At 72.5% G+C, this 15,242-nt stretch carries 15 protein-coding genes; 10 read left to right on the forward strand and 5 right to left on the reverse strand.

Annotated elements, in window-relative coordinates; genetic code table 11:
- Window positions 1-97 precede the first annotated feature (97 nt).
- The 3 genes from BMW78_RS15240 to BMW78_RS15250 all read right to left on the reverse strand — a co-directional run bounded on the left by BMW78_RS15240 (window position 98) and on the right by BMW78_RS15250 (window position 4,155).
- Window positions 98-2,776, reverse strand: a complete 2,679-nt coding sequence (locus BMW78_RS15240; RefSeq protein ID WP_091761527.1) for a winged helix-turn-helix domain-containing protein — start codon at window positions 2,774-2,776, stop codon at window positions 98-100.
- 413 nt (window positions 2,777-3,189) lie between these two features.
- Window positions 3,190-3,567, reverse strand: a complete 378-nt coding sequence (locus BMW78_RS15245; protein ID WP_091761529.1) for an SHOCT domain-containing protein — start codon at window positions 3,565-3,567, stop codon at window positions 3,190-3,192.
- Between the two features lie 177 nt (window positions 3,568-3,744).
- Window positions 3,745-4,155, reverse strand: coding sequence for a hypothetical protein (locus BMW78_RS15250; protein WP_143056284.1), 411 nt, complete (start codon window positions 4,153-4,155; stop codon window positions 3,745-3,747).
- A gap of 182 nt (window positions 4,156-4,337) precedes the next feature.
- Here BMW78_RS15250 and BMW78_RS15255 point away from each other — a divergent pair, with 182 nt between their 5' ends.
- The 10 genes from BMW78_RS15255 (at window position 4,338) to BMW78_RS15300 (ending at window position 11,842) form a co-directional block, all read left to right on the forward strand.
- Window positions 4,338-5,738 (forward strand): hypothetical protein, encoded by a 1,401-nt coding sequence (locus BMW78_RS15255; protein WP_091761533.1) that lies wholly within the window; start codon window positions 4,338-4,340, stop codon window positions 5,736-5,738.
- 148 nt (window positions 5,739-5,886) lie between these two features.
- A complete protein-coding gene (locus BMW78_RS15260; protein WP_091761535.1) occupies window positions 5,887-6,336 on the forward strand; it encodes a DUF7144 family membrane protein in 450 nt (149 codons plus the stop codon).
- A gap of 56 nt (window positions 6,337-6,392) precedes the next feature.
- On the forward strand, window positions 6,393-6,872 hold the full coding sequence (locus tag BMW78_RS15265; protein WP_091761537.1) for a DUF6325 family protein: 480 nt from the start codon (window positions 6,393-6,395) through the stop codon (window positions 6,870-6,872).
- Between the two features lie 10 nt (window positions 6,873-6,882).
- A complete protein-coding gene (locus tag BMW78_RS15270; RefSeq protein ID WP_091761539.1) occupies window positions 6,883-7,227 on the forward strand; it encodes an SHOCT domain-containing protein in 345 nt (114 codons plus the stop codon).
- Between the two features lie 43 nt (window positions 7,228-7,270).
- Window positions 7,271-7,762: a DUF7144 family membrane protein gene (locus BMW78_RS15275; protein ID WP_143056285.1), complete on the forward strand. Its 492-nt coding sequence runs from the start codon at window positions 7,271-7,273 to the stop codon at window positions 7,760-7,762.
- A gap of 90 nt (window positions 7,763-7,852) precedes the next feature.
- Window positions 7,853-9,223: a pyridoxal phosphate-dependent decarboxylase family protein gene (locus tag BMW78_RS15280; protein ID WP_091761542.1), complete on the forward strand. Its 1,371-nt coding sequence runs from the start codon at window positions 7,853-7,855 to the stop codon at window positions 9,221-9,223.
- 200 nt (window positions 9,224-9,423) lie between these two features.
- Window positions 9,424-9,714: a nucleoid-associated protein NapA gene (gene napA, locus BMW78_RS15285; protein ID WP_091761544.1), complete on the forward strand. Its 291-nt coding sequence runs from the start codon at window positions 9,424-9,426 to the stop codon at window positions 9,712-9,714.
- A 105-nt stretch (window positions 9,715-9,819) separates the two neighbouring features.
- Window positions 9,820-10,305, forward strand: a complete 486-nt coding sequence (locus tag BMW78_RS15290; protein WP_177180426.1) for a GNAT family N-acetyltransferase — start codon at window positions 9,820-9,822, stop codon at window positions 10,303-10,305.
- A gap of 15 nt (window positions 10,306-10,320) precedes the next feature.
- Window positions 10,321-10,788, forward strand: a complete 468-nt coding sequence (locus tag BMW78_RS15295; protein ID WP_245735893.1) for a VOC family protein — start codon at window positions 10,321-10,323, stop codon at window positions 10,786-10,788.
- Window position 10,789: 1 nt separating this feature from the next.
- Complete coding sequence (locus tag BMW78_RS15300) at window positions 10,790-11,842, forward strand: P1 family peptidase (protein ID WP_177180422.1); 1,053 nt, start codon at window positions 10,790-10,792, stop codon at window positions 11,840-11,842.
- Window positions 11,843-11,901: 59 nt separating this feature from the next.
- Here the strand turns inward: BMW78_RS15300 and BMW78_RS15305 are convergent, their stop codons facing one another.
- Window positions 11,902-14,100: a dehydrogenase gene (locus tag BMW78_RS15305; RefSeq protein ID WP_218144375.1), complete on the reverse strand. Its 2,199-nt coding sequence runs from the start codon at window positions 14,098-14,100 to the stop codon at window positions 11,902-11,904.
- Between the two features lie 18 nt (window positions 14,101-14,118).
- Window positions 14,119-15,210 (reverse strand): SDR family oxidoreductase, encoded by a 1,092-nt coding sequence (locus BMW78_RS15310; protein WP_218144376.1) that lies wholly within the window; start codon window positions 15,208-15,210, stop codon window positions 14,119-14,121.
- Window positions 15,211-15,242: the final 32 nt, after the last annotated feature.

Raw genomic sequence — 15,242 nt, forward strand, 5'->3', positions numbered from 1 at the left:
ACACCCGGGCGCCGACGACGCGGCATCACCCCAAGGGGATGAACGCTGCCCCCTGGGCGTGAACGGACGCCCAGGGGACAGCGTCGAGGGAGGTCGGTCAGCCGTGACCGGCCGCTGCGTCCACCGTTGCGACCGTGTGGTCCTCGGCGAGGAGGCCCAGCTCGCGCGCCCGGCGGACGGCGGCGTTGCGCCGGTTGACGTCGAGCTTGCGCAGGATGTTGCGCACGTGGGTCCGGACGGTGTTCACCGAGATGAACATCGTCCCGGCTATTTCCTCGGTGTTGAGCAGCTGGGCGAGGTGGCCCAGCACCTCGAGCTCCTTCGCGGTGAGCTCCTCGACCGGTGCGGGCTGCCCGTCCCGCGAGATCCGCGGCAGCGGCCTCGAGGCGTTGGCGGGGTTCGAGGCGGTCGAGCCGCCGGAGGCCCGCTGGGGGACCGTGCCCCGGGTGCTCAGCCACTGGTGGTCCCGAAGGAGCGAGGGGTCCGAGGCGAGCAGGCGCTGCACCATGGGGCCTCCCTCTCGGAACGGGCGACGCAGACCTTCTGGAGCGGCCAACCGGAGTGATCGGTCCAGCGCGGCCCTGGCCCTTGCGGTCTCGTGGTGCTGCAGGGATCGTGACCCCTCCGCGAGCAGGGCTAGCACCTCCGACTGCAGGCACGACGGGCGCCGGTGCAGATGACCGAGCCGGTCGTCGACCGCCGTCAGCTGACCGCGTTCGGCGAGCACCACTGCCGCGACGGCCGCGGCCTGCGGCTCGTCCGGGTGGCGCACGCCCTCGAGTGTGGAGAAAGCCAGCTGCGGCCTGCCGGCGGCGAGGCCCAGGCGCGCGGCCTCCAGCCGCATCCGGTCGGCCAGCCAGGGATCCCCGCTGGAGAGCCGTTCCGCGCCGGCGCCCAGCCGGGTGAGGGCGGACGCCAGGTCTCCGCCGGCGCGCTCCGCCCCGGCCACCACCAGCTCGGACAGGCCCTGGCACAGCGGGTGGCCGCACAGCGCCGGTGAGGCCGTCGCCACGGCGGCGTGGTGCCTGGCCTGCTTGGGGTGGCACCGGTCGAGCGCGACCGCGCCCAGGGCGATGTGGGCTGCCGCCTCACCGTGGCACACGGCCGTCGAGCGCTTGCCGTCCGCCAGCGCGAGAGACTCCTCCGCGGTGCGGGAGGCCTGCGCCAGGTGGCCTTCGAGGGCGTCGACGACCGCGAGGTGGCCCAGCAGGTCGGCGCGAACGCCTGAGGGCAGGCCCGCCGGGTCTGCAGCGAGGGCGAGGCCGTCCTCGAAGTGGGAACGGGCCGCGCGCAGGTCACCCCGGCGCGTGGCCGAGATCCCCTGGCAGCGCCGCAGGAGCCCGAGCTGACCCGGGTGCCGCAGGCCGGCGGTGCGCTGGGCCTGGCGGGTCACCTCGTCGGCGGCCGTGGCCAGGCGGCCAGCCTGCTCGGCGGGGTCGACCATGGTGGCGCGTGCGGCGTCGACCACCGCGAGGGCGGCGTCGACGGAGGGCGACGGTGGCTCCGTGCCGGTCCCGTGGGCGGCGTCCGTGCGCGCCCGGGCGCGGGCCAGCTCCTGCGAGCACTCGTGTGCGTCGCCCCGGGCCAGGGCCACCGTGGCCCTGACCAGCGCGGCCGCGGGGGTCGCCACGTCGTCAGGGAGGCGGGTTGCGGCGCCCCATGCGGGGCCGGCGGCTGCCCCCTCCGAGAGCAGCACGCTGACCTGGTCGGACGCCAGCAGCAGCTCGGCCACCTCGGGCCACGCCTGGATCGCAGCCAGGTGGGTGAGGGCACGGTCCGGCAGCCCCTCGTGACGGCACCAGGTCGCGGCGGTCGAGTGCAGCTCGGTCCAGCGCCGAGGCTCCTCGTAGGCCAGCTGCGCCTGCAGCAGCTCCTTGAAGAAGGGGTAGTAGCGGAAGCAGCCGGGCTGCCCGGGTACCTGCTCCGCGAAGGTGTTGAGGTGCCCGAGCCCGGTCAGCAGGTGGCGCGCCTCGGGCCCGCACAGCGCGGTCACCAGTGCGGGGGAGAGCACGTCGGCCACGGAGGTCTCCAGGAGGAAGCGCCGCACCTCGGGTCGCTGCACGTCGAGCACCTCACCGAGGAGGTACTCGTTGACGTCGGCGCCTGCCGTCACGGCCGTCGCTGCCGCTCGGCCGGGCTGGCCGTCGTCGACGAGCGCCCGGGCGGCGAACCGCAGCCCGGCTGCCCAGCCCCGCACCCGGGCGTTGACCGCCTGCACCGACTCCGGTGCGAGGCGGACTCCGGCGTTATGGAGGAGCTCGGCTGCCTCCCGGTCGGTGAAGGCCAGGTCGGCGACCCTGAGCTCGGTCAGGCCGTCGTCCAGCCGGTAGCGGTAGAGCGGCAGGACCGGGTCGACGCGAGTGACGAGCACGAGCCCGAGGCGGCCCATGGAGTGCTCAAGCAGGTAGTGCAGGTCGCGCGCCTCCTCGGGGCGCACGAGCTCGTAGCCGTCGAGGACCACCGTGAGCCGCTGCGGTGACGCGGCGACCCCCTCCGCGACCGTGGTGAGCTGCGACCGCGAGACCGTGTCGGCCCCCCTCGCGCCCGAGCGCGGCTCGGGCGCCGCGACGCCGAGCCGGCCCAGACAGCTGAGGAGGTCGGGCCACAGCGCCGTGTCCTCCTCGAACGTCACCCAGCCGGTGGGGGCGCGCAGCACGAGCTGGCGGGCCCAGTCCGCGACCAGGGTCGTCTTGCCGGTGCCTGCCGGGGCGCTGACGAGGGTGAGCCTCGTGCGCTCGGCCGCGGCGAGGTCGGCCAGCAGCCGGCGTCGCCGCACATGGGGCGTCGGGCTCTCTGGGATGCCGAACCGTGCCGCCGTCAGCAGCGAACGGGTGCTCCCCAGGGGTCTGGTGCCAGGGTGCCGATGCGGGGATGAGCTCACAGCGCCATCTGCCCTTCTCCCCCGCCTGCTCGAGTGGATGGGCGCCGTCCGACGCCTGCGCCTTCAGGCTATGCAGGTGGAGAGAGAGGCTGTATGAGCACATGGGAGGGCCTGCACCGGGCCGAAGGTCACGGGTTGCCTGGTCCAGAAGGATGAGAAGCCCCTGCGCGAGCAGTGGTCGGCTCTGGGCGTCCGAGGGCACACACGAGGGCACACACGAGGGGACACGCGAGGGGACACACGAGGCTCCCGCGTGCACCGGTGACGCGGGAGCCGTGCTCGGGAGCCGGGCTGCTGGAGCTGGTTGGTCAGGCGAGCGCCTTCTCCTTCAGCCGCTCGTACTCCGACTGGGAGATCTCGCCGGCGTCGAGCATCTTGCGGGCCTGGGCCACCTGGTCGACCGGGTTCGTCTTGGCTGCGACGTCACGGATGTAGGCCTCCTGCTGCTGCTGCATCGTCCTGGCCTCCTTCGCAGACCTCTCCGCCATGCCGTGGCCACGGGCGATCAGGTACACGAGGGCTGTCAGGAACGGCAGGAAGATCAGCGCGATGACCCACACCGCCTTGGCGAAGCCCCCGGTCTCGCGGTCCCGGAAGAGGTCCGTGAGGATCGAGAACATGACCATCAGGTAGGCCACGAACGCGAAGCTGATGATGATGAACCACACAACGTCCCAGAAACTCATTCCAGGGCTCCCTTCATCTTCGGGTGGGGCTCCGGCGGGTGGAGCTCCGACGGGGCCTCGCGAGAGAGGGCTCTCTCACCACAAACTCTGATGACGCGGGCCGCGCCTCACCTCATCTGCGGGGGGTGACTTCCGCCGCTGGTCCCGTCCAGCGCCTGGTCACGCCCCCGGCTGCCCTCAGCAGCTGGCCTGGAGGGCGGCCTGCAGGTCGAGGAAGGCGTTCTTCAGCTCGCCGACGTTGCGCCGCGCGGCGCTGACGTTGGCCTCCGAGGGGTCCTTCACCGCGGCGTCGACCGTCGTCTTCAGCTCGCTGCCCTGCTTCTTGACCTCGTTGATCTGCGGTGCGAACTGCTGCTTGGCCGTGGTTGACAGCTGGTCGATGTCCTGGCCGACCGCCTGCAGCTTCGTCTTGACCCCGTCGATGCCCTCGACCTTGACGTCCGTCTGCTTGAGGGCCTGCATCGACGACGCGAGCTGGTCGAGGTCCTGGCAGAAGGCCGGCGGTTCCGCGTTCGCGCACGCGGCCAACCCCCCGGGGACGAGAGCCAACCAGACGACTACTGCTGCAACGGGTCCGGCGCTCCTCATGGCGTCCGCCTCCTCTGGCCACTTCACGGCCTGGTCGTCCCCCCACGGCCCAGCGTCGGTCGGCCCGCCTCGTAGCGGCATCACCCGGTCAGGGTGATGTCCGCCGGGGGGGTCGCGCGTGACGGTGAGGAAGCACCGACACCGATGCGACTTCGTCCCGTCTGCGCAAGGAAGGGTGCGTCATGGACAGCAGAGACGTCGACAGCACCACGGCCCAGGGCACCACGGCCGACACCGCCGAGGTCGAGCGGCTGCGGGCCCGGGTCGCCGAGCTCGAGCGAGAGAAGGGGGGAGGCGAGGAACCCCCTGAGCCGGCGGGGCACCGGCGTTCACGCTGGTATGCCGTGGGGTCGGCCATCCTCCTCACGCTGGCGTGCATCCTCGCGCCGCTGTCCGCGACGGCGGTGTGGGCGAGCACCCAGATCTCCGACACCAGCCAGTACGTGCAGACGGTCGCGCCGCTGGCGGACGACCCCGCCGTGCAGGCAGCGGTCGCGAACGACGTCACGAACGCCGTGATGCAGTCACTCGACGTCGAGGGCTACACCCGCCAGGCGCTGCAGACCATCTCGCAGCAGCCGAACGTGCCGCCGCGGGTGGCCGCGGCCCTGCCCGGTCTCGCGGTGCCGATCGCCAACGGCGTCGAGAGCTTCACCCGCACGCAGGTGACCAAGCTGGTGCAGAGCCCGCAGTTCGCCGCGCTCTGGGAGCAGGTCAACACCGTGGCGCACCAGCAGCTCGTGAAGCTGCTGGAGGGGAACCAGGGCGGAGCGGTCAGCGCGCAGGGGAACACCGTGACGCTGAACCTGGCGCCGGTCATCGACCAGGTGAAGACGCGGCTGGTGTCCCAGGGCTTCACCCTCGCCGAACGCATCCCCACGGTGAACCGTTCCTTCGTGCTCGTGCAGTCCGACGCAGTGACCAAGGGCCAGACGGCCTACCGGTGGCTCAACACCCTGGGCATCTGGCTGCCGGTGGTCGCACTCGTGCTCTTCGCCGGCGGCGTGCTCCTGGCCGGTGACCGCCGCCGGGCGGTCGTGCGCGGGGCGATGGGCGTCGCGGGCGCAGTGCTGGTCTTCGGGGTGCTGCTGGCGATCGCCCGGATCGCGTACCTGGACGCGGTGCCGCCGGACGTGCTGGGCCAGCAGGCGGCCGGGAACGTCTTCGACACCATCGTGCGCTTCCTGCGCACCGGCCTGCGCAGCGTCGCCGTGCTGGCCCTGCTGGTCGCACTGGTGGCGTTCCTCTTCGGGCCCTCCCGCGCGGCGGTCCGCACCCGCACCGCGCTGGAATCGGGCATCGGCTCGGCCCGGAGCGGCGCCGAGGCAAAGGGCTGGCGGGCCGGTCGGGTCGGTCCGTGGGTGCTGGCCCACACGCGGGCCCTGCGCGCCGGCGCGTTCCTCGCCGCGGGACTCGTGCTCCTCTTCTGGACCAGGCCGACGGTGCTGGTGGTCGTGGTGACCGCGCTGCTCGTCGGCGTCGCCCTCGCGCTGATCGAGTTCCTCGGCACGCCGCCGCCACCACCCGAGGCGGTCCCGGAGCACGAGCTCCAGGGCAGCGACCGGGGCCCTCGGCCGTCCTGACGGCTGCCCCCGCGGGCGCCGTGCGACGGCGGACCAGCGGGGGATCACCCCACAGGGGTGAGGCACCGCGGCGGCTCCGCGGCATACAACGAAGGTGTCAGAGAAAAGCCTGCGCGCCACGATGCGCGCACCTAGGACGGAGGCCACCATGGCAACCACCACTCCGGGTCGGGCCGCTGCCAGCACCCGCGAATACAGCGCGGGCGCCGTGGGCGTGACCGTCTTCGCCGGAATCCTCATGATCATGACCGGTGTGTTCCACGCGATCCAGGGCATCGTCGCCCTCGTCAACAACAACTTCTTCGTGGTCGGCAAGGACTACGTCTTCACGTTCAACATGACCGGGTGGGGCTGGGCCCACCTCGTGCTCGGTGTCGTCGTCGCGACGGCTGGCTTCTTCCTGTTCCAGGGAGCCACCTGGGCGCGGACCGTCGCCGTCATCGCGGCCTCGCTCAGCATCATCGCCAGCTTCCTGTGGTTGCCGTACTACCCGATCTGGAGCCTGGCGGTCATGGCGTTCGACGTGTTCGTCATCTGGGCCGTGACGATGCACGGCCGGGACATCCTCCGGGCGGGCGAGGTGCCGGTCGGCAAGTGACCGTCCCTCTCCCACAACCACGTTCACCCAGCAACTCCCATGAAAGGCAGCCAACCGTGACCTCGACCGCACCGACGACCACCGGGTCCGACGTCCACGGACCGGTCGACTTCGTCCTCCTCGAGTTCCCACGCGACCGTCTCACCGGTGAGGCCAGCAAGGCGCTGGTCGACCTGGTCGAGAGCGGCGTGATCCGGCTCTACGACCTGATGGTCATCAGCAAGGACGAGGACGGCGGCGTGGAGGTGCTCGAGCTCGGCGACCCCACCGGGGCCGACGGCTTCGCGTACTTCTCCGGCGCCCGCAGCGGGCTCCTCGGCGACGACGACGTCGAGGAGGCGGCCTCGGCGATGCAGCCGGGCACGGTGGCCGCCCTCATCGTCTACGAGAACAGCTGGGCCATCCCGTTCGTCGCGGCCGCCCGCGGCAGCGGCGGTGAGCTGATCGCCAGCGCACGCATCCCCGCGCCGGTCGTCATGGAGGCCATCGAGGCGCTCGAAGCGCTCGACACCAGCGAGACCAGTGAGAGCGCCTGAGGAGGACGCCATGCCAGGACTGTTGCGAGGAGTCGCCCGCACCGCTGTGGTCGCCGGTACCGCCACGGCGGTGAGCGGCCGCGTGCAGCGCCGCCAGGCCGAGAAGTACGCCGAGCGCGACGCCAACATCTACGCCCAGCGCGAGCAGGCCTACTACGACCAGCAGGCTCCGCCGCCCCAGCAGGGCTACGCGGCCCAGGAGGCCGCACCGCCGCCACCCGCTCCCGCGGAGGCGCCGGCGCCCAGTAGCTCCGACACCATCGCCCAGCTCAAGGAGCTCGCCGAGCTCAAGGCCCAGGGCATCCTCACCGACGAGGAGTTCGCCGCGCAGAAGGCGAAGATCCTCGGCACCTGAAGAACCGACGGCGCGGCTCCGGCCGCGCGGAAGAGAGGCTGTCATGGCAGCCACCACCACACCTCACGGATCCCGCACGGGCTCGTCGGTGTCGACCGGCACACCGGGCCCACTCCTCACCGCCGGCGTCTTCATGCTCCTGGTGGGCGCGTTCCACGTCGCCCAGGGTGTGGTCGCGCTGGCCAGCGACACCTTCTTCGCGGGCGGCAAGTCCTACTGGTTCCAGTGGCAGCTGACCGGCTGGGGATGGGTGCACGTGGGGATCGGCGTCCTCGTCGCCGTCACCGGGATCGCGCTGATGCGCAGGGCCGGCTGGGCGCGCACCGTGGCGCTCATCCTCACCAGCTTCAGCATCATCGGCAGCTTCCTGTGGATGCCGCACTTCCCGCTGTGGAGCGTGTCCGTCCTCGCCCTCGACGTCTTCGTCATCTGGGCGGTGACAACCAGGACCCGGCCCGTGCACCACGCGGCCCAGGCGCGCGAGGAAGAGGTGCCGGCGGGCTACCACACCCCGCCGCCACCGATGACCTGGTGAGGATGTCGCGCGACGACGTCGCGGTGACCGACCGACCGACCCGGGACAGGGGGCCCCTGCCCGGGTCGGCGCGGTCCTAGACTCCACCGCGTGCACGGCTTCAACGACGAGTCCATCCATGCCCTCGGCCAGGCGGTCCTGAAGTACGCCGAGGACCGCCTCAAGCTCGACCCGGTACCCCTCGACGGTCCCCGGAGCGAGGAGGAGCTGGACCGCGTCGCGGGCCAGACGATCACGCCCGACGGTATCGGCGGCCTCGCGGCCCTGAAGCTCTTCGAGGACGACCTGGCGCCGGCGTGCATCTCCACCGACCACCCCCGCTACCTCAGCTTCATCCCCTGTGCGCCCACCGAGGCGTCGGCGATGTTCGACCTCGTCGTGGGCGCGTCGTCGATCTACGGCGGGTCGTGGCTCGAGGGTGCCGGTGCGGTGTATGCCGAGAACCAGGCCCTGCGTTGGATCGCGGACCTCGCCGGGTTCCCCGAGGGTGCGGGCGGGGTCTTCGTGCCCGGTGGCACCATCGGCAACCTCTCCGCCCTCGTCGCGGCCAGGGAGACCGCGCGGGCTCGGGCGAAGCTCGAGGAGCGCACCGGCCCCGGCACCCGCCCGTGGCGGGTGGCGGCGACCCAGGCCGCCCACTCGTCGATCGACTCGGCCTGCCAGGTGATGGACGCCGAGATGGTCGGCGTCCCGGTCGACGACGCCTGGCGGCTCACCGGCGACCGGCTGCGCGAGGTGCTGCTCCGTCACGGCCCGGAGACCTTCTTCGCCGTCGTGGCCACCAGCGGCACGACCAACTTCGGCATCATCGACGACCTCGCGTCGGTCGCCGAGGTGTGCCGCGAGTTCGGCCTCTGGTTCCACGTCGACGGCGCCTACGGGGGAGCGGGGCTGGCGGCCCCCTCGGTCCGCGACCGCTACCGGGGCATCGAGCTCGCCGACTCGTTCATCGTCGACCCGCACAAGTGGCTCTTCGCGCCGTTCGACTGCTGCGCCCTGCTCTACCGCGAGCCGGCCTTCGCCCGCGCCGCGCACACGCAGAAGGCGTCCTACCTCGACGTGCTCACCTCGGCTCCGGACTGGAACCCCACCGACTACGCGATCGGCCTGACCCGCCGGGCGCGTGGCCTGCCGTTCTGGTTCTCGCTGGCCACCCACGGCACGAAGGCCTACACCGACGCGATCGAGCGCACCCTCGCCGTGGCCCGGTTCGCCGCCGAGGAGATCGGCCGCCGCGACTACGTCGAGGTCGTCCGCGAGCCCGACCTGTCGGTCGTGGTGTTCCGCCGGCTGGGCTGGACGCCGGAGCAGTACCAGGAGTGGTCCGACCGCCTGCTGGCCGACGAGTTCGCCTTCGTCGTGCCGACCTCGCACGACGGGGAGACGCTGACCCGGTTCGCGGTCGTCAACCCGAACACCTCCGAGGACGACATCCGAGCCATCCTCGACACCATGGCCTGAGGTCTGGTGGGCCTACTCCCGAAGGCCAGCGCAGTGGTACCAGAAACCCTCCGTGAGGCTGGTGTGACCGGTGGTTCGAACGGCGCGGAGGACGCCCGGCGAGTCTCCCAGACCGGAATGACAAGGGTGTGATTCCGTCCGTATAGTTGCCCGCGCAAGGACGGGGCAGGACGGGAAAGCGACAGGGTCGAGGGTCGAGAGTGAACGCCGCACACGAGCAGGGCACCAGCAGCGCCGCGGGCGAGCTGAGCGAGCGCGACCGCGAGATCATCGCCTTCGAGCGCCAGTGGTGGAAGTACGCCGGCGCCAAGGAGCAGGCCATCCGCGAGCTGTTCGACATGAGCGCGACCCGCTACTACCAGGTGCTCAACACCCTCATCGACAGCCCGGCCGCCCTCGAGGCCGACCCCATGCTGGTCAAGCGGCTCCGCAGGCTGCGCGCCTCGCGCCAGCGCGCCCGCTCCGCCCGCCGCCTCGGCATCCAGCTCTAGCCCACCGCGCTCCTCGGGCCGGACGGGGCTGGCTCCCGGCCGACGCGCCTGCCGCACAAGCCGGTATGCCGGGCAGCGCCCCTGCCTGCGTGCTTGACTTCGGGGGTGACCCAGCACGTGGCCGACGACGTGCCGCAGCCCCGGACGCGCCGCGCCAGTCCTGACGACGCGCTCGTCCTGGCCGCGCTGACCTTGCAGTGCGCCCGGCACCGGGGTGCCCCGGCCGAGCCCGGCTTCCTCGACCGGTTCGCCTCGGCCTGGCTGGCCACGGTGGCCGACCACCCCGCGTGGATCGCGGAGTGCGGCGGCGAGCACGCCGGCTACCTCATGTCGACGCGGCACCGTCCGCTTCCCTGGCCGGGCGACCGCGGCAGCGGTGGCAGCCTCATGGTGGAGCAGTTCTTCGTGCGGCCGGAGTTCCGGTCCCTGCGGATCGGCGAGCTGCTGCTGACCTCGGCCCGCGACTGGGCCCGCGCCGAGGGCTTGTCGGCCCTCCAGATGCGCCCCGGCCGGCACACCCGGTCGCTGTGCGAGCGCGTCGGCCTGTCCGACACCGGTGATCTCATGGAGCTCCACCTGGCGCAGACGTGAGAAAAGGAGATGCCCATGGAGGGGACGGCGATGGGGGAGACGATGAACGCGCACCACGAGGCGGCACCGGCCCTGCGGATCGGCTCGGTGGTCGTCAACGTCAGCGACGTCCCGGTCGCGATGGCGTTCTGGTCCGAGGCCCTCGGCTACCGGCCGCGCTACGAGCCCGAGCCCGACTGGGTGATCCTCGAGCCCCGCGACGGCCGCGGCCCCAACCTGTCGCTCAACCTCGGCGAGACCCGGCCGGCCGAGTTCCCGCACATTCACCTCGACCTCTACGCCGACGACCAGACCGCCGAGGTCGACCGCCTGCTGGGGCTGGGCGCCCGACGGGTCGAGGACTGGCCCTACCCGGACCCCGATGAGGAGGACTGCGACTACGTCGTGCTCGAGGACCCCGACGGCAACCGGTTCTGCGTCATCGACGCGAGCCCCGACGCCGAGGGCGGCGACGACCCGGCGAACGACCGCGAGGACCGCTGACGTGGCCACCCGCCCCGGCCCCACCAACACGCTCACCGACGTCCGCGGCATACGCGTCGGCCACGCCACGCGCATCGGTGACGGCTGGCTCACCGGCACCACCGTCGTGCTCCCGGGGCCCGAGGGAGCCGTGGCCGGCGTCGACGTGCGCGGAGGAGGCCCGGGCACCCGCGAGACCGACCTGCTCGACCCGCGCAACCTCGTCGACCGCGTGCACGCCGTGGTGCTCACCGGCGGCAGCGCCTTCGGGCTCGCCACCGCCGACGGCGTGGCCCAGCACCTGTATGCCGCGGGCGTGGGCTGGCCGATGGGCGCGCCGGGCGAGGTGGTGCCGATCGTGCCGGCGGCCGTGCTCTTCGACCTCGGCCGTGGAGGCGACTTCGGCCACCACCCGGGCCCCGCCGAGGGGCTGGCCGCGTGCGACGACGCCCACGACGGCGCGGTGGTGCAGGGCAGCGTCGGGGCAGGCACCGGTGCGCGGGCCGGCGGGCTCAAGGGCGGCGTGGGATCGGCCAGTGCCGTGCTCGACGACGGCACCACAGTGGCGGCACTGGTCGCCGTCAACGCCTGGGGCTCGCCGTGCGACCTGGCCACCGGTGAGCTGTTCGCCGTGCGGCACGGGCTGCAGGGCGAGTTCGCCGGCGTGGGCGTGCCCGACCCGGCGGAGGTCGAGGAGGCCCGGGCGCGCGCCGTCGCCGAGGGCCACCGGGCGCCGCTGACCCCGGGCATGGCCACGACCATCGGCGTCATCGCCACCGACGCGACCCTGACCAAGGCCGAGTGCCAGAAGATCAGCGGCCTCGGTCACGACGGGCTGGCTCGTGCGGTCAAACCGGTGCACACCCTCCTCGACGGCGACACCCTGTTCACGCTCGCGACCGGTGAGCGGCCGGCCCCCGACCTGCCGGGGTTGTTCGAGCTCATGGCCGCGGCCGGCGACTGCGTGACCCGCGCGGTCGGGCACGCCATGCTCGCCGCGACGACTGTGGCCACCCCGCGCGGTGACATCCGATCGTGGCGCGACGCGTTCCCGTCGGCCGCGCGCGGCGGCTGAGGCCCGTCGGTCGACCTGCCCTCGGTCGGTGCGACGCCGACGAGCACGCGGTAGGGGCGTCAGCCGGCCCGCCGCGCCCGCGTCCTCGCCGTGGTCGTGGTCGCCGCGTGCGTGGTCGGCGGACGGGCCACCGAGGTGTGCGCGGACGGGCTCCTGGTGCTCGAGCGGCGCCGGCTGCCCCCGTGCCGCCCCTCTCCGGGGGCCGTGGCAGCAGCCTCACGGCGCCGCTCCAGCGCGAGCTCGCGGATGTGGGCGAGGTCGGCGTCGGTGAAGACGCCGTTCACGCCGGAGATGGTGGCCAGCCGCATCCCGTGCTTGAGGCCGAGGCGGTAGATCTCCTTGACCCTCTCCCACTCGATGTTGCGCCCCACCGTGAAGGTCTCGTAGCGGCCCTCGAGGGCGAGCACGATCGTCTCGGCGAGGCACGCGTAGGCCACACCCTTGGGGAGCCCGATGTCACGCATCCTCACGTCGCCGGGCAGCTCGATCTCGCCCGACTCGACGACCAGCACGTCGGGGCGCTTGGCGACGTCCTCGGGGGAGAGGTCGAGCGGCCGGGCCACATCGGTGATCACGCAGCCGGGCTTGACGGCCGTGATGTCGAGGACGCGCTTGCCGGCGCCCGAGGTCGCGGTGACGATGAGGTCCATGTCCCCGAGGTGGCCGTCGGGGGTGGCCGCCACGTGCACGACCGCGCGGGGGTTGCCGCGCTCGAGCTCGTGCTTGAGCGCGAGCAGTTTGGCCGACTCGGGGGAGACCAGCCAGAGCTCGTCGCTCGAGAGGGCCAGAAGCCGGGCGCAGACCGAGCCGATCGCGCCGGTGGCGCCGACGACCATGGCCTTGCCGTGCATCCGGCCCCGTTCGTCGACCTCGACCAGGCCGAGCCGGCCGAGCGCGTCGTGCGCCGCCCACAGCGCTCCGGAGGCGCTGTAGCTGTTGCCCGTGGTCACGGGCAGCGGCGCCTGCTTGGCCACGGTCACCCCGGCGTCCCCGACCACCTTCGTGAACGCCCCGAGCCCCATGACCTGTGCGCCCAGCTTCTCGGCGATCCGGGCCGCCTGCAGCAGGCGCGCATAGGTGAACTCCGGCTTGTGCGCCATGAGCTCCCTGGGGGTGCCGCCCACGGTGATGAGCCACCCCTCGGCCTGGGCGCCCGTGGGCGAGGTGATCCCCGTGACGTGGCTGTAGGTGAAGGGCGGGGCGTAGGCCATGGTCTTCTCCACGAGGTCCATGACCGGCGCGGGCGCCAGCCTGCCCAGGGTCTTCAGCGGCTCGACGTTCTTGAAGTACTGCTGCGAGAGCGGGTGGATGACGAACGCGAACCGGCTCTTGCGCCTCGGCCCGTTGGGGTGCAGCACCCTCGGCGTCAGCTCGGCCGACACGATCATGTCGAGCAGGTCGTCGTTGGTCAGGCTGCCGGCCTCGGCCACCGACGCGAGCATCATGGCCTCGAGCACGGCAGCCGACACGGTGACGTGGAAGGGCTGCGGTGTCACGTCGACGACCATGTCGACACCCCGGCCGGCCAGCTCGGCGAGCTGCTCCTCCGAGATGGCCGAGCTGATGAGGGTCTTGCCGGCGAGGTCCTCCAGCCCGAAGCCGGTGAGCTCCTCGTAGGTCGCCACCACGACGTCGCAGTCACGGGCGGACTGACGAGCCAGTGCCCGGCTCAGGTAGTGGCCCGGCACCTTGAGCTCGGTCTTGAGGGCACCGGGGAGCAGGCGCAGCGGCCACATCGCCAGCCGGGTGGTCATGCCCAGCGCGGGGTTCGCATCCACCCGAGCGGGCAGGTCGAGGCGCAGCAGCGGGTCGGCGAAGGTGACGTTGCCGGTGAACTCGCGCAGGACCCGCGTGGTGCGGGCGTGGTTGCTGCCGCCGAGGACGACGATGCGGGCGTTGTTGAAGTACCCGGGCATCTCGGTCTGCACGTGCCGGATGGCCCACTCCTGCAGCACCTCGAGGAGCTCGTGGCCGTCGGTCACCGGCACGTCGGTGGTGGCGGCGCGCACCCGCTCGATGGCTGCCAGGTCTCCGTCGTAGAGACCGGCCGCCTGTGCCTCCCGGATGCCGGTCACGGCGACCGCGTCCGCCCGCTCGGCCCACTGGCGCACCAGCGCCTCTGCCGCCGGGACGTCCCCACCGGTGCCCAGGCGCACCAGGCGGAAGTCGCGATGGAGGAACCTCACGTGCTCGTCGTAGTCACCCTCGGCGGACTTGAGGCTGACGTTCACGACGACGACTGGCTCGGCGGGTGTCATGGGGTTCCTCCTGGGGGATCAGGTCATCGCCTCGGCGTGGACCTCCGGGTGGGCGACCTTGAAGTCCAGCAGCCGTCCGGCGTAGTCGGGGAACCGAGGGCAGCGCAGCGTCGTGCTCGAGAGCAGCGCGTCGGTGGTGGCGGTGGAGTAGGACGTCTTCGAGGCGAAGTAGTCCAGGCCCTCGGCGGGGAGCCCCAGCAGGCGCTCGAGGCCGGGAACCGTGTCGACGGCCCAGCGGGTGGGTCGCAGCGGCAGGGGCAGCCAGAACACCGTCTTGCCGAGGTGACGGGCGAAGGTGTCGACGAGCTCGCGGACGGTCGGCGGGGCGGGGTCGGTGAGGGCGCAGGTGCGGCCCACGGAGTCCTCCATGACCGACAGCTCGTCCATGGCGTCGACCACGAAGTCGCGCGGCACCAGGCTGACCGGCACGCGCTCGATGGAGCCGACGGCCGGCACGACGGCGAGGCGCGGCTGGCGCTGCAGGAACGTCGCCAGGAAGTAGGGGCCGTCGTACTTCTGCGTCTCGCCGGTCAGCGAGTCGCCGACGACGATGCCCGGGCGGTAGACGGTCGCCGGCAGCCCGTCGGCCATCGCCTTGCGCACGAGCAGCTCGGCCTCGAACTTGGTCGACTCGTAGTGGTTCCGGAACGCCTGGCCCTCGTCGAGCGAGTCCTCCCGGAACTCGCCCTCGTAGGCGCCGCTCACGTAGCAGGTGCTGACGTACTGGAGCCGGTGCAGCTGCCGGCGGGAGCCGCAGAACTCGAGCACCCGGGCGGTGCCGTCGACGTTGACCCGGCGCGCGACGGCCTCGGGCACCGTCAGGTCGTAGACCGCCGCGAGGTGCCAGACCTCCGTCACGTCGTCCAGGGCCGCCAGCGCGTCGGGAGCCAGGCCCAGGTCGGCGGCGGTGATGTCACCCTCGACCAGGACGACGCGGCCCCGGGTCGACGGGTGCATCGCCTCGATCTGGTGCAGCCGCGCCCGGGCGGTCGCCAGGTGGTGCTGTTGCACGAGGCAGGCTGCCCGCATCCCCTCGCGCCGCGCCAGGAGCTTGGGCAGCAGGGCCGACCCGAGGAACCCGGGGAAGCCGGTCATCAACAGCGCAGCCATGCAGCCTCGCCTCTTCGTGGGGGACCGGGACG

It is taken from the genome of Pedococcus cremeus (genome assembly GCF_900111375.1).
In the GTDB taxonomy this organism is placed as follows: Bacteria; Actinomycetota; Actinomycetes; order Actinomycetales; family Dermatophilaceae; genus Pedococcus_A; species Pedococcus_A cremeus.